We start from the raw sequence: 23,838 nt of genomic DNA on the forward strand, positions 1-23,838 counted from the left end.
GGCTTCGGCCAGCAGCACCGCTGCCGCGCGGTCCACGGTGTCCTTGCGGGCGGCACCGCTGCCCGGGCCGGCGCCGGCGGCGAACACCGCCGCGTCCGCTCCGGTGAGCACCTGCACCACGTCTTCCAGGGTGCTGTTCTCCAGGTCGAGGACAACGGGGGCCACGCCGTCGCTCTCCAGGTCCGCAGCATGATCCGGGTTGCGGATCAGGCCGGCCACATCATGGCCGTCCGCTGCCAGGAGGCGTCCCAGCTCGCGTGCGATTCTTCCGTGGGCTCCAGCTATGACAATGCGCATGGTGACAGCGTAGCGGGCGCCACGGTGATGCAGCAGATCCGGTCAGGCGCTTTCGGTCCCCTGCCCGGCCGGGGCGGTGCCGGTCCGGCCGCTGCACTGTTCCGGCCGCCCGACTGCTCCGGCATCGCGGAGCAGGTACACGGCCGCCGCTGCACAGATGAGGAAAACGATCCCGCCCGCCGCTACCGGCAGGGCAACGTTGACCATGGCAAGAGCTCCGCCGGCCGCGGACCCAAGGGCCAGCCCCAGCAGCCCCAGTACGCGCGATGCGGCATTGACGCGCCCGCGGAGTTCGTCCGGAACCAGGTGCTGCCTCAGTGACGTTGCGCAGATCCCCCATACAACAGCGTGGAATATGTAGGCAGCCAGAAGCAGTGCTGCCGCTGGGGCGTTGTGCGTGATGGCAAGGACGAGGAGGGACCCGGCCCCGGTTGTGAGGGCGGCGGCAATGGTCCAGCGGTAGCCGAAGCGTGTACTGATACGGGGCGTTGCATACGAGGCGATCAGGCCGCCGGCGGCTGACACGGCGAGGATAATGCCGTACCCGGCGCTGTCGACGCCCAGTTGCTGCTGCGCAAACAGCACCAGAATGGAGAAGGCCAGCATGTAGCCGGTGCCGGCTAGGGCGCCTATCAGCGCGAGACCGCCGATCAGCCGGTGCCGCGCCAGCCAGTGCGCCCCGGCCATGGCGTCCCGCCATACCGAGGTGCCGGGTACGGCAGTACGGTCCCGGGCGGCAGTACGGTCCGGGGCGGCAGTTCGGTCCCGGGCAGCGCGCGGCGGCAGGGCCAAGGCGAGCGACCCTGCCACGGCCCACAACCCGCCCATCGCAAAGACGGGTGCCGATGCGGCCACGGCAAAGAGAAGCCCGCCCAAAGGCGGCCCGGCGAATTCATCCGCGACAAGCTGCGACGCCCAGATCCGGCTGTTCGCCCGGTCCAGATCCCCAGGGCCTACGACGCCGGGGACGAGGGAGACCGCGGCGTTGTCAGCAGCGCTTTCAAGGGTTCCGATGACAGCGAACGCGGCATACACCAGAAGCAGTCCGCCGATTCCGAAGTGGACACACAGCCCAAGGGCGGCCACCGCTGTGCCCCGCAGCAGATTGGCTGACACGAGCACGAGGCGGCGGTCGGCCCGGTCCACCCACAGCCCGACGGGCAGGGCTGCGACCAGCCGTACAAGTGCATAGACCGTGGCGAGCCCGGCAACCCACCGCGGGTCGTCCGTCAGGGATGCGGCCAGCAGCGGCATCGACACGAAAGCCAGCCCGTCCGCGAGGTTCGACGCGGCATTCGCACCCCACAGGGCATTGAACGCACGGCCAAGGGACATGGCGATGAGCCTACAGCCCGGCCCCTGCGGGGCTATGCTCCGGCGCGGCGCAGGGTCTGTTCGGCCTGCTTCAGCAGCGGCCCGTCGATCATTTGGCCGCGGAAGTTAAACACTCCCCCGTGGTTTTTGGCCTCGGCCAGGACCTGCTCCGCATAGGTGATGTCCGCCGGGTCCGGTGCATAGGCCGCCCGCACGGCCGCGACCTGGCCGGGATGGATGCAGGCCTTGGCCGCGAACCCGGAGGCGACGGCGTCACGTGCTTCCTGCTCCAGCCCGGCGATGTCCGGAATGTTGCCGTAGATGGAGTCGATGGCTCCCTTGCCGAAGGCTCCGGCCGCCAGCAGCACGGTGGACCGGGCCTGCACCGCCACGCTGCGGTAGGAGCCGTCGTCGCGGCGGCTGGATTCCCCGCCGAGGGAGGCCAGCAGGTCCTCGGCTCCCCACATCAGGGCGGCGACGTTGGGGGCAGCGGCGATCTCCGCCGCCCGCACCACGCCCAAAGCCGTTTCCAGCAGGGCCACCACGGAGTACCCGGCGAGCGCCTGCTCAATGGCGGCGGCGTCTTCGGCCTTGGCCAGCATCACCGTTCGGTAGGGCGTTTCCTGCAGTGCGGCCAGATCCAGGCCGAAGTCGTCGGTGCCCAGCGGATTGACCCGGACGATGGTGCGCGCCGGGTCGAGATCAGCTTCCCGCAGGTTCTTCCGGGCCGCGTCCTTGTCGCGGGGCGCGACGGCGTCTTCCAGGTCGAGGATGACGGCGTCCGCCCGCTCGGCGGCCTTGGCCAGCCGGTCCGGCCGGTCCCCCGGGCAGAACAGCAGTGCGGGTCCCATGGGGAAGGTGGTCATTGGCTGGGCTCCTAGTGGTTGGCGGTCCTGGTCCTTGGTGCGGTTGCCGTCACAGCGGCGCCTTCCAACCTATCGCGCCCCGACGGACTGTTCCTGCGCGGCGTATCCCCCGGCGGTCCACATCAGGGCGGTACGGGTGCACCGGCCGACAACGTCACCGTTTTGGTTCTTTCCGGTGTGGGCGAGTGTGACAATCCCCTGGCCGGGCCGGGAGGAGGAGGGTCTCTTATCGACCACTTCCGTTTCGGTGTAAAGGGTGTCGCCGTGGAAGAGCGGGTGCGGGAAGCTGATCTCCCCCAACCCCAGCTGCGCCACCAGGGTGCCCTGCGTCAGCTGCCCCACCGACTGGCCCACCATGGTCGCCAGGGTGAACATGGAATTCACCAGCCGCTGCCCGAACGGCTGGCCCGCACTGTAGGCGGCATCCAGGTGCAGGCCTTGGGTGTTCATGGTCAGGGTGGTGAACAGGACGTTGTCCGCCTCGGTCACGGTGCGTCCCGGCCGGTGGCGGTAAACGGTTCCCGGTTCGAATTCCTCGTACCAGAGGCCCCGCTGTTCAACCACTCGTGGCGCCATGGCGGTTTTTTCGGTACCGGCGTCCGGCTCCTCATACGTCAAGGGACACCTCCAGCGGGGCGCCGGTGCCGGCCAGGACCTCGTCCACGGTGACGCCGGGAGCGGTCTCGCGCAGGACCAGCCCCTCCGGACCCACTTCGATCACGGCCAGATCGGTGACGATCAAGTCCACGCAGCCCTTCCCGGTCAGCGGCAGGGAGCATTCGGACACGATCTTGGGCCGCCCGGCCCGGTCCAGGTGTTCCATCATCACGATGACCCGCTTGGCGCCGAACACCAGGTCCATGGCACCGCCCATCCCCTTGACCATCTTGCCCGGAACCATCCAGTTGGCCAGGTCTCCGTTGGCGGCCACTTCCATGGCGCCGAGCACGGCCACGTCAACGTGCCCGCCGCGCACCATGCCGAAGGAGGCGCCGGAGTCGAAGAAGGAGGCACCGCTGTTCACCGTGACCGTTTCCTTCCCCGCGTTGATCAGGTCCGGGTCCAGCTGGTCTTCGGCCGGGTACGGCCCGACGCCGAGGATTCCGTTCTCGGAGTGCAGCACCACTTCCACGCCGGCGGGGATGTAGTTGGGAATCAGTGTGGGCATGCCGATGCCCAGGTTCACGTATTCGCCGTCGTGCAGCTCGCGGGCCACGCGGGCGGCCAGTTCATGCCGGGTCAGTGCCATTTCAGGCCTCCTTGCTGTTCGCTGCGGCACCCGGAGCCGGGGCGCTCACGGTGCGCTTCTCAATCCGCTTTTCGACGTCGGGGGCCAGCACCACGCGCTGGACAAAGATACCCGGGACGTGGACCTGCCCGGGATCCAGTTCGCCCGGCTCCACCAGTTCCTCCACCTCGGCAATGGTGATGCGGCCGGCCGTGGCACAGAGCGGATTGAAGTTCATGGCGGTGGCGTGGAAAACCAGGTTGCCGTGCCGGTCCCCCTTGGCGGCATGCACCAGGGCGAAGTCCGGGGTGAGGGATTCCTCCAGCACGTACTCGGCGCCGTTGAAGCTGCGAACCTCCTTGGGCTCGGAGGCTACGGCCACCGACCCCTCGGCGTCGTACTTCTGCGGCAGGCCGCCCTCGGACACCTGGGTGCCCACCCCCGCGGGGGTGTAGAAGGCCGGAATGCCCGCGCCGCCGGCCCGCAGCTTCTCCGCAAGGGTGCCCTGCGGGGTCAGGACCACTTCCAGCTCCCCGGAGAGGAACTGGCGGGCGAATTCCTTGTTCTCGCCCACATAGGAGCTGATGGTGCGGCGGATCCGGTGGTCGGCCAGCAGCCGGCCGAGCCCCCAGTCATCCACGCCGCAGTTGTTGCTCACCGTCTCCAGGTCCGTGGTCCCCTGCGCATGCAGCGCGTCGATCAGGGCCACCGGAATCCCGCACAGTCCGAAGCCGCCCACGGCCAGGGACGAACCGTCCGGGATGTCGGCGACGGCGGCCGCCGCGCTGGGGTACACCTTGTTGATCATGGCTTCATCCGTTCCTGCTCGGTTCCGTGGCGGTGGTGATGGCTGGCGAAAGCCATGGTTACAGGCCCATACTGCGGGCAATCAGCATCAGCTGCACCTCAGTAGTGCCCTCACCGATTTCCAGGATCTTGGAGTCACGGTAGTGCCGCGCCACGGGGAACTCGTTCATAAAGCCGTAGCCGCCGAAGATCTGGGTGGCGTCGCGGGCATTGTCCATGGCCGCCTCGCCGGCGATCATCTTGGCCATGGCCGCCTGCGTCTTGAACGGGCGGCCGGCAAGCATCCGGGCCGCGGCGTCGTAATAGGCCAGCCGCGCGGTGTGCGCGCGGGACTGCATCCGGGCGATCTTGAACGAGATGGACTGGTAGGTGCCGATGGCGGCGCCGAACGCGGACCGTTCCTTCGCGTACCGCAGGGACTCATCCACGCAGCCCTGCGCCGCTCCGGTGGCCAGGGCGGCAATGGCGATGCGTCCCTCGTCCAGGATCTGCAGGAAGTTGGCGAAGCCGCGCCCCCGTGTGCCCAGCAGGTTCGCTTCGGGCACGCGGACGTCGGTGAAGGTCAGCGGATGCGTGTCCGACGCGTTCCATCCCACCTTGTTGTACGGTTTTTCCGCGGTGAAGCCGGGAGTCCCGGCGGGCACGAGGATGGTGGAGATCATCTTGCGGACCGAGCCGTCCGGTTCCGTCACCGTATCCGTCACGGCGGTGACGGTGACCAGCCGGGTGATGTCGGTGCCGGAGTTGGTGATGAATTCCTTGCTGCCGTTGATCACCCACTGCCCGTCCTCGAGCCGGGCGGTGGTCTTGGTGCCGCCGGCATCGGAGCCTGCTTCCCGCTCCGTCAGGCCGAAGCCCGCGAGCGCCTCTCCGCTGGCCAGCATGGGCAGCCACTGCTGCTTCTGCTCTTCGTTGCCGAACCGGTAAATGGGCATGGCCCCCAGGGACACTCCCGCTTCCAGGGTGATGGCCACGGACTGGTCTACCCTGGCAATCTGTTCCAGTGCCAGGGCCAGGGCGAAGTAGTCGCCGTCCATGCCGCCGTACTGCTCCGGGAAGGGAAGCCCGAACAGTCCCATCTCCCCCATCTGCGCCACGATCTTGTACGGGAAGCTGTGTTCGGCGTCGTGCTGCGCCGAGACGGGGGCAATGACCTCGTCGGCGAAGTCCCGCACCGTGTCGGACAGGTCCTGGTATTCCTCGCTGAGCTCAAAGTCGGGCATGGTCTGCTCCTTCAGTGGAATCGGAACCGGCGGGGGCCGGGATACCGGTGGTGGAACCGCTGGGGTCGGGATCTGTGGGGTCGGGTTCTGAAAGGTCGATGTCGGGGGTGACGGTGGCCAGCACCTGGTCGGCTTTCACCAGGTCGCCGGGACGCAGCCCGAGGCTGACGGTCCCGGCCACCGGGGCACGCAGCTGGTGTTCCATCTTCATGGCCTCCACGCTCAGCAGCGGGTCGCCGGCAGCCACCCGGTCGCCGTCCGCCACGGCTACTGCCACCACCGTGCCGGGCATCGGCGAGCGCACCACCGGATCGGCGGTCCCTGCTTCCCGCCCGGCAGCGGCGAGCTGCCGGTCCAGCTGCTCGCGCCGGCTCCGGATCCGCAGCCGCACGGTGTACGGACCGTCGGCGCTGTTCCCGGCCAGCCAGAGGGCGTCCGTCTCCGGTTCGGCAGCTGCGGTAAAGGTATGCAGGACCCCGCCCAGGCTGAGCCGCACAGTGCCGGCTTCGGACCCGGCCGCAGGCTGCAGCGCGGCAGCGACGGTCGGGCCGTCACCGATCCGCACCGCGGCGCCGTCCGCACGGCCGGTAACGGTCACGACGACGTCGTCCGCTCCCGGGGCCGGGGCGGCGAACACCAGGGGCAGCGGCGCTCCCGCCCCGGTAGCCCCCGTACCCACGCGCCAGCCGTCGGCACTGCGCCAGGGCGAGCCGGTCCCGGCCAGCTGCCGCAGGTAGACCAGCGCGGCGGCCGCGAGGTCGGCGTCCGACGGACTCCGGAACCGCAGGGCGGGCAGGCGCCGCTCAATCAAAGTGGTGTCCAGCCGTCCGGCCCGGACATCCGGGTCCGCGAGCAGCAGGCGCAGGTACTCCACGTTGGTGCCGATGCCCAGCACCGTGGTCCCGGCGAGCGCCGCGTCCAGCCGGGCGAGCGCGGTGGCGCGGTCCGGGCCCCAGGCAATCACCTTGGCCAGCATCGGGTCATAGCTGGAGGACACGGCCAGTCCGGCCTGGAGGGAGGAATCCACGCGGACCCCGTCCCCCGCGGGCTCGTGCAGCCACTGCACCGAACCGGAGGTGGGCAGGAAGTCCTGCTGCGGGTCCTCCGCGTAGATGCGGGCCTCGACGGCATGCCCGTCCAGCAGCACGTCCTCCTGTTTGAAGGAGAGCGGATGGCCGGCCGCAATGCGCACCTGTTCGGCCACCAGGTCCACGCCCGTGACCATTTCCGTGACGGGGTGTTCCACCTGCAGGCGGGTGTTCATTTCCATAAAGAAGAACTCGTCCGGGGCGGCATCGGAGACCAGGAACTCCACGGTGCCGGCACCGGTGTAGTCGACGGACCGGGCGGCGTTGCAGGCTGCTTCACCGATCCGTTCCCGGGTAGCGGTATCCAGCAGCACCGAGGGTGCTTCCTCGATCACCTTCTGGTGCCGGCGCTGCAGGGAACATTCCCGCTCCCCCAGGTGGACCACGTTTCCGTGGGTATCCGCGAGGATCTGCACCTCGATGTGCCGGGGTGAGGACACCAGCCGTTCCAGGAACAGGGTGTCGTCCCCGAATGCGGAGGCTGCCACCCGCCGTGCCGTCTGCAGCGCAGCGGGCAGGTCTTCGGGCCGCTGTACGGCCTGCATGCCTTTGCCGCCGCCCCCGGCGGAGGGTTTGATCAGGATGGGATACCCGACGTCGGCGGCAGCCGCCACCAGCCGCTCATCGTCGAGTCCGGGCTCCGCGATGCCGGGCACCACGGGCACCCCGTGGCCCTGCACGTGGTTCTTGGCGCGGATTTTGTCCCCCATCAGGTCCAGGGAGGTTATCCCGGGGCCGATGAACGTGATGCCGGCGTCGGAAAGGGCCCGGGCGAATTCGACATTCTCGCTGAGGAACCCGTATCCCGGGTGCACGGCCTGGGCTCCGGTGCTCCGGCAGGCCGCCAGTACGGCCTCCACGGAGAGGTAGCTCTGCCGGGCCGGTGCCGGGCCCAGCCGTACCGCTGTGTCGGCCTCCCGGACGTGGCGGGCCCCGGCGTCGTCGTCGCTGTAGACCGCTACGGACCGGATGCCCAGGCTGCGCAGCGTGCGGATGACCCGGCAGGCGATCTCCCCGCGGTTGGCCACCAGGACGGTGTCGAACAGCGGGGCGGCTGTTGGTGTGTTGTTCGGCTTCATGGGGCTCACATCCGGAACAGGCCGAAGGAGGTCTCCGGCAGGGGTGCGTTGGCGCAGACATCCAGGGCCAGGCCCAGGACGGTGCGGGTATCGAGGGGGTCGATGATGCCGTCATCCCACAGCCGTGCGGTGGAATAGTACGGGCTGCCCTGGGTCTCATAGGTTTCCCGGATGGGTGCCTTGAAGGCTTCCTCGTCCGCGGCCGGCCACTGCTCGCCGCGGCCTTCGAGCTGGTCGCGCTTCACCGTTGCCAGGACCGAGGAGGCCTGGGCGCCGCCCATGACCGAAATCCGGGCGGCCGGCCACATCCACATAAAGCGCGGTGAATAGGCCCGCCCGCACATGGAATAGTTGCCGGCCCCGAAGGATCCGCCCACCACCACGGTCAGCTTGGGCACACGGGCAGTGGCGACGGCGGTGACCATCTTGGCGCCGTTCTTGGCAATGCCGCCGGCCTCATAGTCCCGGCCGACCATAAACCCGGAGATGTTCTGCAGGAACACCAGGGGAATCCCGCGCTGGTCGCACAGCTCGATGAAGTGGGCGCCCTTGAGCGCGGATTCGCTGAACAGGACCCCGTTGTTGGCCACAATGCCGATCCGGTGGCCGTGCAGCCGGGCAAAGCCGGTAACCAGCGTGGTGCCGTATTCCTTCTTGAACTCGTGGAATTCGCTGGCATCCACCAAGCGGGCAATGAGTTCGCGGACGTCGTAGGGGGTCTGCAGGTCCGTGGGGACCACGCCGTAGAGTTCGGCCGGGTCCTCGGCCGGCGGGCGGCTTTCGGCAATCTCCCAGGCCGGTTCCTGCCGGGGGAAGGTCTCCACGATGCTGCGCACGATCTCCAGGGCGTGGGCATCGTTTTCGGCCAGGTGGTCTGTAACTCCGCTGGTGCGTGAATGCACGTCGCCGCCGCCCAGTTCCTCCGCAGTCACGACCTCTCCGATGGCGGCCTTGACCAGCGGCGGGCCGCCCAGGAAGATCGTGCCCTGGTTCCGCACGATCACGGTTTCATCGCTCATGGCGGGCACGTACGCGCCGCCGGCGGTGCAGGACCCCAGCACGGCGGCGATCTGCGGGATCTTGCGGGCGGACATCTGCGCCTGGTTGAAGAAGATCCGGCCGAAGTGCTCGCGGTCCGGGAACACCTCGTCCTGGCGGGGCAGGAACGCGCCGCCGGAATCCACCAGGTAAATGCAGGGCAGCCGGTTCTCCAGCGCTATCTCCTGCGCCCGCAGGTGCTTCTTGACGGTCATCGGATAGTAGGTGCCGCCCTTGACCGTGGCGTCGTTGGACAGGACCATCACCTGCCGGCCGTGGACCAGGCCGATGCCGGCAATCAGGCCCGCTCCCGGGCACTCGCCGTCGTACATGCCTTCGGCAGCCAGCGGGGCGACTTCCAGGAACGGGCTGCTCTCGTCAAGCAGCCGGGTCACGCGCTCCCGGGGCAGCAGCTTGCCGCGGGCGGTGTGCCGCTCACGCGAGCGCTGCGGGCCGCCGGCAGCCGCTGCAGCCAGCCTTTGGCGCAGTTCGTCCGCCAGCGCCTGCTGTGCAGCCGTGTTCAGCGCAAAACCGGCCGCAGCCGTGTCGAGCCCGGATTTCAGTGTCTCCATTGACGTCCTCCTGCCGAGGGGCTAACCGGTCGAAACCCGAGTTAATGACCCCTAACCCAAGTCAGGTTATTGGTTATTAACTGACCTGTCCACCACAATGGGGATAATGCGCTGTCCAATCAGAAGGGGTGGGAATGGACACGGCTAAAGACAATGCAGCCAATGATGCGGTCCGGATGACCGGACGCAGCCTTGCCAAAGCGTCCCGGCGCGCCGCGATGCTCGACGCCGCGGCGGCGCTTTTTGCCGAGCGCGGCTACAACGGAGTGTCCATTGAGGAGCTCGGCGCCGCCGCGGGGGTCAGCGGCCCGGCGGTGTACCGGCACTTCAGCGGCAAGCCCGCCGTGCTCTCCGCCCTGCTGGTGGGAGTCAGCCAGGACCTGCTCGAGGGCGGGAAGGCGGTGGTGGCGGAATCCGCCACCCCGGAGATCGCCCTGCGCGGGCTGGTGGAGTTCCAGGTGGACTTTGCCCTGCGCCAGGCGGACGTGATCCGGGTCCAGGACCGGGATCTCGGCAGCCTGCCCGAAGACGACGAACGCCGGGTGCGTTCCCTGCAGCGCCAGTACGTCGAGGTGTGGGTGGATGCGCTGTCCGCGCTGCACCCCGGCTCCGACCTTCCGCTGCTGCGGCACCGTGCCCAGGGCGTGTTCGGCCTGATCAACTCCACCTCCCACTCCATGCACGGACGCAAGAGCGCCCGCGAGACGGCAAGGCTGCGCGCCCTGCTCGATAGAATGGCGTGGGCAGCCCTTAACGCCCAGTAACCTGCGTACCAGCAGCCAGTGTTCCAAGTAGCAGAACCCCAAAACCCCGAGCAGAAAGACCTGCTGTGATTGAGCTTCGTGCCGTAGTTCCCGCCGATCTGGAGGAGTTCTTCTCCCACCAGCTGGATCCGAGTGCCAACCATATGGCGGCCTTCACCGCCAAGAACCCCTCGGACCGCGGCGTCTTTGACCATCACTGGCAGAGCATCCTCAACGACGAGAGCGTCACCGTGCGCACCATCGTCTCCGACGGCGAGGTGGTGGGCAGCATCCTGGCCTACAGCGACGGCGAGGTCCCCGAAATCAGCTACTGGATCGACAAGGCCCGCTGGGGCCAGGGCATCACCACCGCCGCCGTCGGGCTGTTCCTTGAGGAGTTCACGGACCGTCCCGTGCGTGCCCGGGCTGTAGCGGACAACGCCAGTTCAATCCGCATCCTCGAGAAGTACGGTTTCAAGATCATCGGCGAAACCCAGGGCTTCGCCAATGCCCGGGGCGCCGTGGTGAAGGAACTTGAGCTGGAGCTGAACTAAGCCAGCACCCGCTTGAACCCGAAGGGGCCCGGGCCGGAGATTCTCCGGCCCGGGCCCCTTTCGTCGTCACTGCCGTCCGTTCAGCCCACCGCCAGTTCAGCCCATCGCCAGCGCGAGGGCAGGCTCGGCGAGCACCGCGCCCACCTCTGCCAGGAACCCCGCCCCCTGTTCCCCGTCCACCAGCCGGTGGTCGAAGGACAGGCTCAGCGTGGTCACCGAACGCAGCGCAATGGCGCCGTTGTACTCCCAGGGCTGGCGCCGGACGGCACCGAGGGCCAGGATGGCGGCTTCCCCGGGATTCAGGATGGGTGTGCCGGTATCGACGCCGAAGACCCCCACATTGGAAATGGAAATGGTGCCGCCGGACAGGTCCGCCGGCGGGGTTTTCCCCTCCCTCGCGGTGCGTGCCAGGGCTGTGACCGCGGCGGCGAGTCCGTGCAGGCTCAAGTCCTGGGCGTCCTTGATGTTGGGCACCGTCAGCCCGCGCGGGGTGGCCGCGGCAATGCCGAGGTTCACGTAGTTGTAGCGGACGATTTCCCCCGCCTCCCCGTCCCAGCGGGAGTTCAGCGACGGGAACCGCTTCAGCGCAAGGCACACTGCCTTCGCGGCCATGGTCAGAGGGGAGAGCTTCACCCCTTCAGATGCCGGCTGGGTCCGGAGCCGGGCGAGCAGATCCATGGTGGGCGTGACATCCACGGTCAGGAACACCGTGGCGTGCGGTGCGGTGAACGCGCTGGCCACCATGGCCGCCGCAGTATGCTTCCGCACCCCCGAGATTCGGATCCGTTCCTCCCGCCCCTGCTGCGCCGGGGCGGGGGGGACCAGGGCTTCCGGCGCGGCTGCCGGGGAGGCGGCACGCACGACGTCGGCACGGACCACGAGCCCGTCGGGGCCGGTCCCCCGCAATGCGGCCAGATCGACGCCCAGGTCCCGGGCCAGCTTGCGGACCGGAGGGGTGGACCGCGGGCGTTCCTGCCCTTCTGACGGCGCGGAGGCTGGTGCCGCGGCGGGTGCCGCGGCAACGGGCACCGCACGCCGCCGTCGGGCCGGACGCCCGGTGGCATCGGGCTCTGCACCGTACCCCACCAGGTTCGGTTCCCGTTTGGCCGGCGCGTCTGCCGCCTGCTCCGACTCCAGGCCGCCGGCTACGGCCACGTCGAAGGAAACAATCGGTGAACCGACCTCCACCACCGTGCCCGGTTGTTCGTGCAGGCACGCCACCACTCCGGCGTACGGGGAGGGCAGTTCCACCACGGCCTTGGCGGTTTCCACCTCGGCAATGACCTGGTTCAGCTCCACGGTGTCCCCCACCGCTATGTGCCAGTTGACGATTTCGGACTCGGTCAGTCCTTCCCCCAGGTCGGGGAGACGGAATTCGCGCAGCATCAGCCCACCGCCGCAGCGGTCCGGGCTACCGGCGCCAGGGAGCTGGGCCGGCGGAGGACGCAGTCCACGCCGTCCAGTATCCGGTCCAGGTCCGGCAGGTGGTGCGACTCCAGCCGGGCCGGCGGATACGGAATGTCGAAGCCCGTCACGCGTACCGGGGCGTGCTCCAGGTAGTCGAAGCAGCGTTCGGTGATGCTCGCCGCGATCTCTGCGCCCAACCCGCCGGACTGGGCCGCCTCGTGGGTGATCACCAGCCGGCCGGTCTTGCGCACGGAAGCCTCCACCGTGGCAAAGTCCACCGGCGCCAGCGAACGCAGGTCGATGACTTCCACCGACACCCCTTCATCAGAGGCGGCGATGGCGGCATCCCGTGCGGTGGGTACCAGCGGGCCGTAGGTCACCAGGGTGACGTCGGTTCCTTCGGTCACCACCCGCGCCGCCCCCATGGGCAGCTGCGGCCCGGCGGTCTCGTCCACTTCGCCCTTGACGTGGTAGCGCCGCTTCGGTTCGAAGTACAGCACCGGGTCATTGGACGCGATGGCCTGCTGGATCATGGTGTAGGCGTCCTGGGGGTTGGAAACGCTGATGACCCGCAGTCCCGAGGTGTGCGTGAAGTATGCCTCGGGTGATTCCGAGTGGTGTTCCGGCGAGCCGATACCGCCGCCGAACGGGACCCGGATGGTCAGCGGCAGGTTCACCGCTCCCCGCGTCCGATAGTGCATCTTCGCCACCTGCGACACGATCTGGTCGAAGGCCGGGTAGATGAACCCGTCGAACTGGATTTCCACCACGGGCCGGTAGCCGCGGAAGGCCAGGCCGACGGCGGTACCCATGATCCCGGACTCGGCCAACGGGGTGTCCACCACGCGGTGCGCCCCAAAGTCCTTCTGCAGCCCGTCGGTGATCCGGAAGACGCCGCCGAGTTTGCCGACGTCCTCCCCCATGACCAGGACCTTGGGGTCGTTTTCCATTGCGCGGCGCAGTCCGGCGGTGATGGCCTTGCCGAATGTCATGGTGCTCATGAACGGTCCTCCTTGCCGGCGAAACCGTCCAGGTAGCGCGAATACTGTTCCTGCTGGCGTTCCAGCCAGGAGTGCGGTTCGGAATAGACGTGGGCGAAGACGTCCGCGGCCTGCGGGTCGGGCATGCCAAGGCAGGCTGCACGCAGCTCGGCGGCAGCGGCGTCGGCCCGCGCGCCGGCTTCGGCGGCGAATCCGGCGTCGAACAGGCCCATGGATTCCAGCAGGAGCCGGACCCGGTCCAGCGGGTCCTTGTCCCGCCACTGTTCCAGTTCGGCGGCGTCCCGGTACCGGGTGGGATCGTCTGCGGTGGTGTGCGGACCCATCCGGTAGGTGACGGCTTCGATGAAGGTGGGGCCGTTGCCGGAGCGGGCACGTTCCAGTGCTTCCCGGGTGGCAGCCATAACGGCCAGCACGTCATTGCCGTCCACACGGGTGGAGGGGATGCCGAATCCGGGAGCACGGTTGGCGATGGGCACCTGCGCCTGCAGGGTGACCGGCTCGGAAATGGCCCACTGGTTGTTGGTGCAGAAAAAGACCACGGGAGAATTGAAGCTGGCTGCGAACACCATGGCCTCGTTGACGTCGCCCTGGCTGGTGGCGCCGTCACCGAAGTAGCTGATGGCGGCGTCGTCCGCTCCGTCATAGGAGATCCCCATGGCGTACCCGGCCGCATGCAGGGCCTGTGCCCCGATAATCACCTGGGTGGGCGCCATATTGACGCTGTACGGATCCCATCCGGCGGCGGCGTTGCCGCGCCAGACGCGCATGAGGTCTTCCATGCCCACGCCGCGGCAGTATGCGACGCCGTTTTCGCGGTAGCTGGAGAAAACGAAGTCGGAGGGGCGCAGAGCCCGTCCGGAACCGATCTGGGCCGCTTCCTGGCCAAGCAGCGGCGGCCAGAGTCCCAGCTCACCCTGCCGCTGCAGTGCGGTGGCTTCGGTGTCGATCCGGCGGATAACCGACATGTCCAGGTAGAGCTCCTGGAGCCGGGCTCCATCGATGTCCTTGACCCAGCGGTCGTACAGGGGGTCCGGGACGCGTACGCCGTCCGGGGTGATCAGCTGGACGTACGGGTCTGAGGGCGAGCTGCCGGAGTTCTCCGGGTGCCGCACCGGTGTATGCAGGGACACTTGGATACGCATCCTTCCGTGTTTGGGCTCCAGGGGTGGCGGAGCCGGCGCCGGGCCCCATTGCCCGGATAGTGTGACCCTACTCACACCCGGCAGGCAGCACAACCATTCCCGAAAAGACCGAGCATCCTGCCCTACAAACCCGCAATCGGCCGTGCTAGCGTTGCGCACTATGCAGCCCCTCGACAGCACCGACCGCAGGCTGCTCCTGGCCTTGGCCGAGGATCCCCAGCGCACCGCCGTGGCCTTGGCCGCCGTGCTCGGCCTCTCCCGCAACACCGTGCAGGCGCGCTTGGCCGGCCTGGAACGCAAGGGTGCATTCCTGCCGTTCGAGCGCCGCATCAGCACCGCCGCGCTGGGGTATCCGCTGATGGCCTTTGTGCACGTGCATGTTCACCAGCCCGCACTGGCACGGATCACTGCGGACCTGGCCGACCTGCCGGAGGTCACCGAAGCCCACGGCCTCACCGGGGACGCGGACATCCTGCTGCGGGTGGTGGCGGCCGACGCCGAGGACCTGTTCCGCATCAACAAGCTGATCCTGGCCATCGACGGGGTGCAGCGCTGTGACACCAACCTGGCCATGGGCGAACTGATCCCCCTGCGTGCCGCTCCCCTGCTGCAGCGCGGGCCGGGCGGAGCGTAACCGTCCCCGGCACCCGCAGGGCTGCCGATACCGCCCGGAACAAAGCCCGGAACACAAAAGAGGCAGGCCCCGCCGGAACGGGGCCTGCCTCTTTTGTGTTGTTCCTGGTTGCCGACCGCCTTAGTGGTCGACTGCCTTCTCGGCGCCGACGCCGGTCAGGGACCGGACCTCCATTTCCGCCTGCTTCGCGGCGGATTCGGTGTTCCGGTCCAGGACCGTGCCCAGCCAGCCCAGGAAGAAGGCCAGCGGGATGGAGACGAGGCCCGGGTTGCTCAGCGGGAACCATGAGAAGTCCGCGCCCTTGATCATGGACGTCTCCGCGCCGGAGACCACCGGCGAGAAGGCGATCAGCAGGATCGCGGATCCCAGGCCGCCGTACATGCTCCAGATGGCTCCCTGGGTGGAGAACTTCCGCCAGTACAGGGAGTAGATGATGGTGGGCAGGTTGGCGCTGGCTGCCACGGCGAAGGCCAGGGCCACCAGGAATGCCACGTTCTGTCCCTGCGCACCGATACCGCCCAGGATGGAGATGATGCCGATGACAACCACGGTGGTGCGGGCCACCTTGACCTCGCCGTCGGCGTTGACCTGGCCCTTGCGGATGACATTGGCGTAGATGTCATGGGCGAAGGAGGCTGCCGCGGTGATGGTCAGGCCGGCCACTACCGCCAGGATGGTGGCGAAGGCGACGGCGGAGATCAGTCCCAGCAGTACCGGACCGCCCAGTGCGAAGGCCAGCAGCGGTGCTGCCGAGTTCACGCCGCCGGGTGCGCCCTTGATGGCTTCGGAGCCGATCATGGCCGCGGCACCGTAGCCCAGGACCAGGGTGAACAGGTAGAACAGGCCGATCAGCCAGATGGCCCAGACCACGGAGCGGCGGGCTTCCTTGGCCGTGGGAACGGTATAGAAGCGCATCAGCACGTGCGGCAGGGCGGCGGTGCCGAGCACCAGGGCGAGGCCGAGGGAAACAAAGTCCAGCTTGGAGGTTTCCGTCTTGCCGTACTGCAGTCCCGGATCCAGGATGGCCGGGTTGCCGGTGGTTTCCACGGCCGCACCCAGCAGGTCGGAAAGGTTGAAGCCGTGGTTCGCCAGGACCCAGACAGTCATGACGGCGGCGCCGGCAATCAGCAGGCAGGCCTTGATGATCTGAACCCAGGTGGTGCCCTTCATGCCGCCGATCAGTACGTAGATGATCATCAGGGCGCCGACAACGGTGATCACCAGGGACTGTCCCAGCTTTCCGTCAATGCCCATCAGCAGGGACACCAGTCCGCCTGCGCCGGCCATCTGGGCCAGGAGGTAGAAGAAGCAGACGGCCAGCGTGGTGATGGCTGCCGCAATCCGGACGGGGCGCTGCTTAAGCCGGAAGGACAGCACGTCCGCCATGGTGAACTTGCCGGTATTGCGGAGCATTTCGGCCACCAGGAGCAGGGCCACCAGCCAGGCGACCAGGAACCCGATGGAGTAGAGGAAGCCGTCGTAGCCGTTCACGGCGATGGCGCCGACAATGCCCAGGAAGGATGCGGCGGACAGGTAGTCGCCGGCAATGGCGGTGCCGTTCTGCGGTCCGGTGAAGGACCGGCCGGCAGCGTAGTAGTCAGCGGCCGTTTTGTTGTTGCGGCTGGCGCGGAGCACAACCACCAGGGTGACGGCCACAAAGAGGCCAAAGATGATCATGTTCAGCAGGCCGGTGTCCTTGATGGATTCGGCCGTGATGTCCGCGGCGGCAATCTGCACGTTGTTCACTTGGTCTCCTCCGGCCGGCTGACGCCCTTGGCCTCAAGATCGGCGCGGATGCCCGCGGAAATGGGGTCCATGCGCCGGTTGGCGTAGCTGACGTACCACATGGTGATGCCGAAGGTGCTGACGAACTGCAGCAGCCCCAGGATCAGGCCGATGTTGATGTTGCCGATCACCGGGGTGGACATGAAGTCGTGGGCATAGTCGGCGAGCAGTACATACGCGAAGTACCAGACCAGGAAGGCCACGGCCATCGGGAAAATAAAGCTGCGCTGGCGCTTGCGCAGTTCACGGAACTCGGGTGAGTCCTGAACTTCCCGGAAGTCCACCTGATCCGGGTGCGCAGCGTGTGAAACCGGCTGCTCTTCAGCCATTGTTCCTCCTCTGTTGGGGGCACGCTCCACGCGTGGACCCGCCCGGAGGCCGGGACACGACGCCGTGCAAGCTGTGACGCTCATCACTTTCCTACAGCAGGCGCTTTTCCGTCTGCCGGTGGCCGCCGGGCGTCGGTGAACGGTGGGTTCCGTGCGGTAAACGGTGCCCCGGACGACGCCGGGGCGCGTCCGACACGGTCCGCTGGCCGCCGTGCCGCTAGGGTAAGTGCCATGCTCAGCCCCGCCGTCGACATTGCCCTGGTCTGCGCCGTTGCCGTCCTGACGGTGGCCGTGGTCGGCGCGCTGGGTTTCCGGCTCAGCCGCTCCGTGCGGGACCTGGGCTCCGACGCCGAGCGGGCCACCTATGCCACCCTGCACACTGCATCCCTCGCCTCGGCGCATCTGCGCTCCGGACTCACCCCGTCCGGCGCCCGCAAGGCCATCCGGCACCTGCGGGACCTGTTGGACTGCGACACACTGGTGATTACCGACGCCCTCTCCGTCCTGGCCTGGGACGGCGGGGTCACGGATACACCGGTGCGGCGGGAACGCCTGCTGGCCGCAGCCGGGCTGGTGCTGGAATCGGGCCGGACCCGGGTATTCCGCGGTGCGGCGCTGCGGGCGCTGGGACTGCAGGACTGCGGCCGGGAACTGCTGGTGTCCCCGCTGCCCGTCAACGGCCAGACCGTGGGCACGGTGGCGGTTTTTGCCCCCTCGGTCCGGGCCGGCCTGGTGCGTGCCGCCAATGAAGTGGCCGACTGGTTGGCCACGCAGGTGGAACTGGCGGAACTGGACACATCCCGGGCGCAACTGATGGAGGCGGAGGTGCGCGCCCTGCGCGCCCAGATCAGCCCGCACTTCATCTACAACTCGCTGAACGCCATCGCGTCCTACATCAATACCGATCCGGCCCGGGCACGGGAACTCGTGGTGGAATTTGCCGACTTCACCCGCTATTCCTTCCGCCGGCACGGGAACTTCACCACGGTTGCCCAGGAGCTTGAATCCGTGGACCGGTACCTGCTGCTGGAACGGGCACGGTTCGGCGAGCGGCTGAAGGTGAGCCTGCAGATTGCCCCCGAGGTGCTGGGCACCGTGATTCCGTTCCTTTCCCTGCAGCCGCTGGTGGAAAATTCCGTCCGTCACGGCCTCGAGGCGCAGGACGGGCAGGGCCGGATCACCATTGCCGCCGTCGACGCCGGCGCGGACGCGGTGATCACCATTGAGGACAACGGAGTGGGCATGGATCCTGCCTATCTGCGCTCGGTGCTGGCCGGGCATGCGGAGGGCGACCACGTGGGACTGCGCAATGTGGACGTGCGGCTGCGCCAGGTCTACGGCGACAACCACGGCCTGGTGATCGACACGGCGCCGGGGGCAGGCACGCTGATAACCATGCGCGTGCCCAAGTCACAGCCGGAGAACCGGCCGACGAACGCGTAACCTGTCTCACATGCGTAAACCTCCCCGCCCCCTGAACGTAGTGGTGGCCGACGACGAAGCTCCCGCCGTCGAGGAGCTCGCCTACCTCCTGGGCCTGGACCCGCGGATCGGCACCGTGTACCGGGCCGCCAGCGGCGCCGCTGCCCTCCACGAGATCGAGGCCCGCGACGTCGACGCCGTGTTCCTGGACATCCACATGCCCGCCCTCTCCGGCCTGGACATCGCCAAGGCGCTGAACCGCCGCGAGCGGCCGCCCGCCGTCGTCTTCGTGACGGCCGACGAGGACCAGGCGCTGCGGGCCTTCGACCTCGCCGCCCTGGATTACCTGCTCAAGCCGGTCCGTCCGGAACGGCTCTCCGAATCGGTGCGGCGGATCAGCGAGCTGGCTGCGGAACCGGACGACGCCGACGTCGTGACCGTAGTGCAGGGTGCCACCACCCGGATCATCTCCCGTGCCGACATCCGCTATGTGCAGGCGCAGGGCGACTACGCCCGGCTGCACACCGCCGAGGCGAGCTATCTGATCCGGGTCCCCCTGGCCGAGCTCGAAGAGCAGTGGTCCGACGCCGGGTTCGTACGGATCCACCGCTCCTATCTGGTGGCCCGGAACCATATCCGCCAGGTCCGGTTGACCGCGGGCCGGGCCAGTGTCCAGCTGGGCGAGGTGGACCTTCCGGTGAGCCGGCGGCACCTGCCGGCTGTCCGGAGTACCCTCGCAGCCGGACGGGTCAGGCCGGCGCAGTGAGCAGTGAAGCCGGCCGGCCGGTGCCTTCTGCCGTACCGGCCCCTGTTTCCGTGCCCGCTTCTCCCGTGCCGGGTCCGGACACCCCGGCGGCTCCGCCTGCTTCCACCGCTCCCCCCGCACGGGTCCGGGTCACCGCCACCGGCACCTCGTCCGGTGCCGCACCGTTTTCCGTATCCCGGGAACTGGCCGAGCAGTCGGAAGTGGGCGAGCTCATCATCGGTTCCCTGATCCGCAGCCAGCTACGCCTGGCCCTGGTGGTGGGCGGCGGCTTCCTGCTGATCCTGCTGGGTGTCCCCGTGCTCCTGGCGTTCCTGCCAGTGGTCGCGGACCTGAGCCTGTGGGGCGTGCCGGCTCCGTGGATCCTGTTGGGGGTGGGGGTGTATCCGCTGGTGATCGGCTGCGGGATGCTTTATATCCTCAGCGCCCACCGCAACGAGAACCGGTACCGGGACCTGGTGGAGGGACCGTGACCTGGGATATCGCGCCCGGCATGAACCCCGGCATCGGCTATGCCGCCCTGGCCGTGGTGGCGGCATCGACCCTGCTGATCGGGTTCTTCGGGCTGAGGATTTCGCGGACCACCAGCGATTTCTATGTTGCCTCCCGGACGGTCAAGCCCTGGTGGAATGCCTCGGCCATCGGCGGGGAGTACCTGTCCGCTGCCAGTTTCCTGGGCGTGGCCGGGCTGATTGTTGCCTCCGGCGTGGATGCGCTCTGGTTCCCCATCGGCTATACCGGCGGCTACCTGATGCTGCTGCTTTTCGTGGCCGCCCCGCTTCGCCGTTCCGGCGCCTACACGGTGCCGGACTTTGCCCATGCCCGGCTGGAGTCCCTGCCGGTGCGGCGGCTGACCAGCCTGCTGGTGATCGCCGTCGGCTGGCTGTACATCGTCCCGCAGCTGCACGGCGCTGCCCTGACCATCCGAATCACCACCGGCCTGCCAGCCGAGGTCGGGGCCCTGGTGGTGACCGGCGTCGTCTGCCTGAGCGTGGTGACCGGCGGGATGCGGTCCATCACCTTTGTCCAGGCCTTCCAGTACTGGCTCAAGCTGGTGGCGATAGCCGTGCCGGTGCTGTTCATCCTCTTCCGCCTGGCCGCTGACGGACCGCCCGGACCGGACGGCGCCGCAGTACTGGCCGAGGCCCTGGACCCGCAGACGCATGCACCGCTGTACCGGAACATTTCCCTGAGCATCGCCCTGCTGTGCGGCACGCTAGGTCTGCCGCACGTCCTGGTGCGGTTCTACACCAACCCCGACGGCGCCTCGGCGCGCCGCACCACGCTGATTGTGCTGGGCCTGCTGTCCCTGTTCTACATCTTCCCCATCACCTTCGGGGTGCTGGGCCGGGTGTACGCACCCGACCTGGTGGAATCCGGTGCCACGGACGCCGCAGTGCTCCTGCTGCCCGGCAGGGTCTTCGACGGCGCGTCCGGAGACCTGCTGGCCGCCCTGGTCACAGCGGGGGCCTTTGCCGCGTTCCTCTCCACCAGCAGCGGCCTGACCGTATCCCTGGCCGGGGTGATCAGCCAGGAGTTCTTCCGCGGAAGTGTTGGCGGCTTCCGGCTCTCCGCTGTGCTGGCCGCCGTCGTGCCCCTGGCGATTGCGCTGCTCACGGAATCCTCGGCCCTGGCGGGAAGCATCGGCACGGTGTTCGCCTTCACCGCGTCCACGCTGTGCCCGCTGCTGGTGCTGGGAATCTGGTGGCGGAGGTTGACGGCGCCGGGCGCCGGGGCCGGGATGCTCACGGGGGCCGTGCTGTGCGGCGGATCAATGATCGCTGCCGCAGTGCTGTCCCGGCTGGGACTGGCGGCCCCGGCGTGGATTGAACAGCCGGCGGCCTGGACGGTGCCGGCGGCATTCACGGTCACCGTAATTGTCTCGAAGCTGACGTCCGGTTCCGCACCGGCAGGCGGAGCGAAGTTCCTGGCCCGGCTGCACACTCCGGAGCCGCTGGAACGGAACCGGCCGGGAAGCGCCGCGCGGTCCTGACCGTGATTGCCATGGCGTGATTGCCGTGGCGTGCTTGCCGTGGCGGCAATCAGTCGATGGACGCCATCAGCTCAACGACGCGGTCCAGGAAGGCATCCACCTGGGTTTCCTCGTAGCCCTGCGGGCCGCGGGCCTCACGGAACACGGCCCGGCGGACAACGTCCACGCTCAGCGGCTTGTCGTGTTCGAAGTAGCCCAGCAGCTCGTTGCACAGCGCGTCAACGTCCCTGATGTTGTAGCTGGGAACCCGCTTCTTGGCCGGACGGCGGAACCGCTCCCCCGGCTTGCGGTGCAGGCGGGCGCGGAGCACGGCCGACATCTTGCCGATCTGCAGCAGCCAGGCTTCCTCGCCTTTGTCGGCAATCAGGCGGTCGCGTTCGCGCTGGGCAAAGACGTCTTCGAGCCGGTCCAGGGCCGCATCAACGGCCTGCGGCTCGTATCCGCCCTTGGCGGGGTCGAATGCCATGGACCGGACGTCGGCGCTGGTGACCGGGTTCGCTGCCTTGGAATCGGAGTTGTAGAAGTTGCGGGCCTTGGTCAGGAATTCATCGACCTGGCGGGTGTTGTAGCCGAAGTCCCGTCGCCCCACCCGTTCGAAAGGAGCACTGGCCTGCCGCGCATCGTCCATGAATTTACTGTTCCTCTTTGGTTATTGCCTTGCGGAGTTATTGCCTTGGAGTGTCTGCCGCAGGAGCTGGATATCCGGGATCCGGCGCAGGGCAATGACTGAAAAACTCAGAAACATCTTACGATGCCGGCACCCGGGGCCCGGAAAGACGCACCGGCCGTTGCCGGACCGTTACGCTATTACGCTGCTGCCCGGGCCGCCGGACTGCTAAAAGCCCGTGCGCAGCCAAGCGGGCTAGGGCGTGGTGGAGAGCAGGATGGACAGCAGGAAGACCACCGGGGAGGCGAACACCACCGAATCCAGCCGGTCCATCACGCCGCCGTGCCCCGGCAGCAGGTTGGACATGTCCTTGACGCCCAGTTCCCGCTTGACCATGGACTCGGAGAAATCACCTGCCGTGGCGGCGGCAACGGTGGCAACCGCCAGCACCATACCGAACCACCAGGGCTGGTCCAGGACCAGCAGTGCCGCACCGACGCCTACCACTGTGGCACCGGCGGCCGACCCGGCAAATCCTTCCCAGGACTTCTTCGGGCTGATCTTGGGCGCCATCGGGTGCTTGCCGAAGAACGCCCCCACCAAATAGCCGAAGGTGTCGTTGGCAACCACGAGCAGCAACAGCACCGCCACACGGATCTGTCCGTCCGGTTCGCGCAGGAGCAACAGGGCAAAGCTGAGCAGGAACGGCACCCAGAGCACCACGAAGATGCCGGCCAGAATGCTGGAGATGGCCTCTTCGGCTGTGTCGATGCTCCGCCAGAGCAGGATGGCGACGGCGGTGGCCACCATGGCGAAGGCCAGGGCCTCGGTCCCGCCGAAGAACGCCGCAAAGGGCAGCCCGACGGAGCCCACCAGCACCGGCACCAGGGGCACCTTCATGCCGCGCACTTCGAGCGCGCGGCTGACTTCCCAGACGCCCACCGCAGCGAAGGCCACGGCAATGACCACAATGGCGAAGGGGAAGAAGAGCAGGCCGATCAGCAGCGAGCCGAGCAGGACAACGCCGACGGCGATAGCCGCCGGCAGGTTGCGGCCGGCACGTGAAACCTTGGCGGGCTTAGCGTCCGCGCCGCGGTTCCTGGCACGGCGGCTGTTCACCTGGCCGGAATCGGCTGCGCTCATATCCGTGGCCTTTGCTGCCGGAACTGTCTCGACGGACGGTGAACCGCCAGCCTGGGAGGGAGGCTGGGTCTCACTCATCAGACCTCGAGAAGCTCGGCTTCCTTGCGCTTGAGAAGCTCGTCGATGGAATCCGTGTGCGCCTTGGTCAGGGCGTCCAGGTCCTTTTCCGCGCGGGCGCCGTCGTCCTCGCCCACTTCACTGTCCTTCACCAGGCGGTCAATGCCGTCCTTGGCCTTGCGGCGGATGTTCCGGACGGAGACCTTGGCGTCTTCTGCCTTGCCGCGGACAATCTTGACGTATTCCTTGCGCCGGTCCTGGGTCAGTTCCGGCATGATGACCCGGATGACCTTGCCGTCATTGGACGGGTTGGCTCCGACCTCGGAGTCGCTCAGCGCCCGCTCGATGGCACGCAGGGCCGTCACGTCATACGGGGTGATCAGCAGAGTGCGGGCGTCCGGGGTGGCGAAGGAGGCCAGCTGCTGCAGCTGTGTGGGGGAACCGTAGTAGTCCACCAGCACGCGCGAGAACAGCGCCGGGTTGGCGCGGCCCGTGCGCACGGAGGAGAAGTCCTCCTTAGCGACCTCCACCGCCTTGTCCATCTTGTCGGCGGCCTCTTTCAAGGTATCTTCGATCACGGTATCTCCTCTGAAAACAGTGTCCACCCGCAATATCGGCGTGGTGGCTGGGCTCTAATATCATCCTAAGCCAAGGGTGCGGGTTCCCTGCACCGAGCGCAGCGAGGTGTAGGGGAAACCTTGGCGCAAGGGTGCGGGTTCCCTGCACCGAGCGCAGCGAGGTGTAGG

General features: G+C 68.0%; 24 protein-coding genes. 7 read left to right on the plus strand and 17 right to left on the minus strand.

What is annotated here, in order from left to right; all coding sequences use genetic code 11:
* The 9 genes from AC5RUF_RS14445 to AC5RUF_RS14485 all read right to left on the minus strand — a co-directional run.
* On the minus strand, nt 1–297 hold a 297-nt coding region (locus AC5RUF_RS14445), incomplete at its 3' end, for an NAD(P)H-binding protein (RefSeq protein WP_494131044.1).
* Between the two features lie 42 nt (nt 298–339).
* Nucleotides 340–1,632, minus strand: coding sequence for an MFS transporter (locus AC5RUF_RS14450; protein WP_494131045.1), 1,293 nt, complete (start codon nt 1,630–1,632; stop codon nt 340–342).
* 32 nt (nt 1,633–1,664) lie between these two features.
* On the minus strand, nt 1,665–2,477 hold the full coding sequence (locus tag AC5RUF_RS14455) for an HpcH/HpaI aldolase/citrate lyase family protein (RefSeq protein ID WP_494131046.1): 813 nt from the start codon (nt 2,475–2,477) through the stop codon (nt 1,665–1,667).
* Nucleotides 2,478–2,546: 69 nt separating this feature from the next.
* Nucleotides 2,547–3,053, minus strand: coding sequence for a MaoC family dehydratase (locus tag AC5RUF_RS14460; RefSeq protein WP_493997872.1), 507 nt, complete (start codon nt 3,051–3,053; stop codon nt 2,547–2,549).
* A 31-nt stretch (nt 3,054–3,084) separates the two neighbouring features.
* Nucleotides 3,085–3,726 (minus strand): CoA transferase subunit B, encoded by a 642-nt coding sequence (locus tag AC5RUF_RS14465; RefSeq protein ID WP_493997870.1) that lies wholly within the window; start codon nt 3,724–3,726, stop codon nt 3,085–3,087.
* Between the two features lies 1 nt (nt 3,727).
* The gene (locus AC5RUF_RS14470; protein WP_493997869.1) at nt 3,728–4,513 is read right to left on the minus strand and encodes a CoA transferase subunit A; all 786 of its coding nucleotides are present in this window, start codon (nt 4,511–4,513) and stop codon (nt 3,728–3,730) included.
* A 58-nt stretch (nt 4,514–4,571) separates the two neighbouring features.
* The gene (locus AC5RUF_RS14475) at nt 4,572–5,735 is read right to left on the minus strand and encodes an acyl-CoA dehydrogenase family protein (protein WP_493997868.1); all 1,164 of its coding nucleotides are present in this window, start codon (nt 5,733–5,735) and stop codon (nt 4,572–4,574) included.
* Nucleotides 5,722–7,902, minus strand: coding sequence for an acetyl/propionyl/methylcrotonyl-CoA carboxylase subunit alpha (locus tag AC5RUF_RS14480; RefSeq protein WP_494131047.1), 2,181 nt, complete (start codon nt 7,900–7,902; stop codon nt 5,722–5,724). Before AC5RUF_RS14480 ends, AC5RUF_RS14475 begins: the two co-directional genes overlap by 14 nt.
* Nucleotides 7,903–7,907: 5 nt before the next feature.
* On the minus strand, nt 7,908–9,512 hold the full coding sequence (locus AC5RUF_RS14485) for a carboxyl transferase domain-containing protein (protein WP_494131048.1): 1,605 nt from the start codon (nt 9,510–9,512) through the stop codon (nt 7,908–7,910).
* 134 nt (nt 9,513–9,646) lie between these two features.
* Here AC5RUF_RS14485 and AC5RUF_RS14490 point away from each other — a divergent pair, with 134 nt between their 5' ends.
* On the plus strand, nt 9,647–10,276 hold the full coding sequence (locus AC5RUF_RS14490) for a TetR/AcrR family transcriptional regulator (protein ID WP_494131049.1): 630 nt from the start codon (nt 9,647–9,649) through the stop codon (nt 10,274–10,276).
* 65 nt (nt 10,277–10,341) lie between these two features.
* The gene (locus AC5RUF_RS14495; RefSeq protein WP_493998663.1) at nt 10,342–10,809 is read left to right on the plus strand and encodes a GNAT family N-acetyltransferase; all 468 of its coding nucleotides are present in this window, start codon (nt 10,342–10,344) and stop codon (nt 10,807–10,809) included.
* A 96-nt stretch (nt 10,810–10,905) separates the two neighbouring features.
* Here AC5RUF_RS14495 and AC5RUF_RS14500 read toward each other — a convergent pair whose 3' ends face one another.
* Genes AC5RUF_RS14500 through pdhA form a run of 3 tightly spaced genes read right to left on the minus strand, consistent with a single transcriptional unit; the run spans nt 10,906 to nt 14,347 of the window.
* Nucleotides 10,906–12,195 carry a dihydrolipoamide acetyltransferase family protein gene (locus AC5RUF_RS14500; protein ID WP_494131050.1) on the minus strand — a complete coding sequence of 430 codons (1,290 nt, stop codon included), beginning with the start codon at nt 12,193–12,195 and terminating at the stop codon, nt 10,906–10,908.
* Nucleotides 12,195–13,217 carry an alpha-ketoacid dehydrogenase subunit beta gene (locus AC5RUF_RS14505; protein ID WP_493998809.1) on the minus strand — a complete coding sequence of 341 codons (1,023 nt, stop codon included), beginning with the start codon at nt 13,215–13,217 and terminating at the stop codon, nt 12,195–12,197. The genes AC5RUF_RS14500 and AC5RUF_RS14505 overlap by 1 nt, the downstream gene beginning before the upstream one ends.
* Entirely contained in the window at nt 13,214–14,347 is a 1,134-nt protein-coding gene (gene pdhA / locus AC5RUF_RS14510) for a pyruvate dehydrogenase (acetyl-transferring) E1 component subunit alpha (RefSeq protein ID WP_494131051.1), read from the minus strand. Before pdhA ends, AC5RUF_RS14505 begins: the two co-directional genes overlap by 4 nt.
* 172 nt (nt 14,348–14,519) lie before the next feature.
* Here pdhA and AC5RUF_RS14515 point away from each other — a divergent pair, with 172 nt between their 5' ends.
* On the plus strand, nt 14,520–14,993 hold the full coding sequence (locus tag AC5RUF_RS14515) for an Lrp/AsnC family transcriptional regulator (RefSeq protein ID WP_493997385.1): 474 nt from the start codon (nt 14,520–14,522) through the stop codon (nt 14,991–14,993).
* A 120-nt stretch (nt 14,994–15,113) separates the two neighbouring features.
* On the opposite strand, the gene AC5RUF_RS14520 is transcribed toward AC5RUF_RS14515, so the two are convergent.
* On the minus strand, nt 15,114–16,670 hold the full coding sequence (locus tag AC5RUF_RS14520; RefSeq protein ID WP_493997387.1) for a monocarboxylic acid transporter: 1,557 nt from the start codon (nt 16,668–16,670) through the stop codon (nt 15,114–15,116).
* Between the two features lie 65 nt (nt 16,671–16,735).
* Entirely contained in the window at nt 16,736–17,107 is a 372-nt protein-coding gene (locus tag AC5RUF_RS14525; RefSeq protein ID WP_493997384.1) for a DUF485 domain-containing protein, read from the minus strand.
* 231 nt (nt 17,108–17,338) lie between these two features.
* Here AC5RUF_RS14525 and AC5RUF_RS14530 point away from each other — a divergent pair, with 231 nt between their 5' ends.
* The 4 genes from AC5RUF_RS14530 to AC5RUF_RS14545 are packed head-to-tail and all read left to right on the plus strand — an operon-like array spanning nt 17,339 to nt 21,285.
* Nucleotides 17,339–18,550, plus strand: a complete 1,212-nt coding sequence (locus tag AC5RUF_RS14530) for a sensor histidine kinase (protein WP_493997383.1) — start codon at nt 17,339–17,341, stop codon at nt 18,548–18,550.
* A 10-nt stretch (nt 18,551–18,560) separates the two neighbouring features.
* Complete coding sequence (locus AC5RUF_RS14535) at nt 18,561–19,295, plus strand: LytR/AlgR family response regulator transcription factor (protein WP_494131052.1); 735 nt, start codon at nt 18,561–18,563, stop codon at nt 19,293–19,295.
* A 50-nt stretch (nt 19,296–19,345) separates the two neighbouring features.
* Nucleotides 19,346–19,765, plus strand: coding sequence for a hypothetical protein (locus AC5RUF_RS14540; protein ID WP_494131053.1), 420 nt, complete (start codon nt 19,346–19,348; stop codon nt 19,763–19,765).
* Between the two features lie 20 nt (nt 19,766–19,785).
* Entirely contained in the window at nt 19,786–21,285 is a 1,500-nt protein-coding gene (locus tag AC5RUF_RS14545; protein ID WP_494131055.1) for a sodium/solute symporter, read from the plus strand.
* 49 nt (nt 21,286–21,334) lie between these two features.
* Here the strand turns inward: AC5RUF_RS14545 and AC5RUF_RS14550 are convergent, their stop codons facing one another.
* The 3 genes from AC5RUF_RS14550 to frr all read right to left on the minus strand — a co-directional run bounded on the left by AC5RUF_RS14550 (nt 21,335) and on the right by frr (nt 23,670).
* On the minus strand, nt 21,335–21,913 hold the full coding sequence (locus tag AC5RUF_RS14550; protein ID WP_494131054.1) for a DivIVA domain-containing protein: 579 nt from the start codon (nt 21,911–21,913) through the stop codon (nt 21,335–21,337).
* A 234-nt stretch (nt 21,914–22,147) separates the two neighbouring features.
* Nucleotides 22,148–23,035 carry a phosphatidate cytidylyltransferase gene (locus AC5RUF_RS14555; protein WP_493996738.1) on the minus strand — a complete coding sequence of 296 codons (888 nt, stop codon included), beginning with the start codon at nt 23,033–23,035 and terminating at the stop codon, nt 22,148–22,150.
* Between the two features lie 77 nt (nt 23,036–23,112).
* Nucleotides 23,113–23,670 carry a ribosome recycling factor gene (gene frr, locus AC5RUF_RS14560; RefSeq protein WP_227904371.1) on the minus strand — a complete coding sequence of 186 codons (558 nt, stop codon included), beginning with the start codon at nt 23,668–23,670 and terminating at the stop codon, nt 23,113–23,115.
* Nucleotides 23,671–23,838: the final 168 nt, after the last annotated feature.

The sequence above is a fragment of the Arthrobacter sp. Y3224198 genome (assembly GCF_059090025.1).

Bases quoted from the DNA above. Each gene is read 5' to 3' on its own strand.
- AC5RUF_RS14450 (WP_494131045.1), bottom strand. From the start codon at position 1,632: ATGTCCCTTGGCCGTGCGTTCAATGCCCTGTGGGGTGCGAATGCCGCG.
- AC5RUF_RS14455 (WP_494131046.1), bottom strand. From the start codon at position 2,477: ATGACCACCTTCCCCATGGGACCCGCACTGCTGTTCTGCCCGGGGGAC.
- AC5RUF_RS14460 (WP_493997872.1), bottom strand. From the start codon at position 3,053: ATGGCGCCACGAGTGGTTGAACAGCGGGGCCTCTGGTACGAGGAATTC.
- AC5RUF_RS14465 (WP_493997870.1), bottom strand. From the start codon at position 3,726: ATGGCACTGACCCGGCATGAACTGGCCGCCCGCGTGGCCCGCGAGCTG.
- AC5RUF_RS14470 (WP_493997869.1), bottom strand. From the start codon at position 4,513: ATGATCAACAAGGTGTACCCCAGCGCGGCGGCCGCCGTCGCCGACATC.
- AC5RUF_RS14475 (WP_493997868.1), bottom strand. From the start codon at position 5,735: ATGCCCGACTTTGAGCTCAGCGAGGAATACCAGGACCTGTCCGACACG.
- AC5RUF_RS14480 (WP_494131047.1), bottom strand. From the start codon at position 7,902: ATGAAGCCGAACAACACACCAACAGCCGCCCCGCTGTTCGACACCGTC.
- AC5RUF_RS14485 (WP_494131048.1), bottom strand. From the start codon at position 9,512: ATGGAGACACTGAAATCCGGGCTCGACACGGCTGCGGCCGGTTTTGCG.
- AC5RUF_RS14490 (WP_494131049.1), top strand. From the start codon at position 9,647: ATGGACACGGCTAAAGACAATGCAGCCAATGATGCGGTCCGGATGACC.
- AC5RUF_RS14500 (WP_494131050.1), bottom strand. From the start codon at position 12,195: ATGCTGCGCGAATTCCGTCTCCCCGACCTGGGGGAAGGACTGACCGAG.
- AC5RUF_RS14505 (WP_493998809.1), bottom strand. From the start codon at position 13,217: ATGAGCACCATGACATTCGGCAAGGCCATCACCGCCGGACTGCGCCGC.
- AC5RUF_RS14515 (WP_493997385.1), top strand. From the start codon at position 14,520: ATGCAGCCCCTCGACAGCACCGACCGCAGGCTGCTCCTGGCCTTGGCC.
- AC5RUF_RS14520 (WP_493997387.1), bottom strand. From the start codon at position 16,670: ATGATCATCTTTGGCCTCTTTGTGGCCGTCACCCTGGTGGTTGTGCTC.
- AC5RUF_RS14525 (WP_493997384.1), bottom strand. From the start codon at position 17,107: ATGGCTGAAGAGCAGCCGGTTTCACACGCTGCGCACCCGGATCAGGTG.
- AC5RUF_RS14530 (WP_493997383.1), top strand. From the start codon at position 17,339: ATGCTCAGCCCCGCCGTCGACATTGCCCTGGTCTGCGCCGTTGCCGTC.
- AC5RUF_RS14535 (WP_494131052.1), top strand. From the start codon at position 18,561: ATGCGTAAACCTCCCCGCCCCCTGAACGTAGTGGTGGCCGACGACGAA.
- AC5RUF_RS14545 (WP_494131055.1), top strand. From the start codon at position 19,786: ATGAACCCCGGCATCGGCTATGCCGCCCTGGCCGTGGTGGCGGCATCG.
- AC5RUF_RS14550 (WP_494131054.1), bottom strand. From the start codon at position 21,913: ATGGACGATGCGCGGCAGGCCAGTGCTCCTTTCGAACGGGTGGGGCGA.
- AC5RUF_RS14555 (WP_493996738.1), bottom strand. From the start codon at position 23,035: ATGAGCGCAGCCGATTCCGGCCAGGTGAACAGCCGCCGTGCCAGGAAC.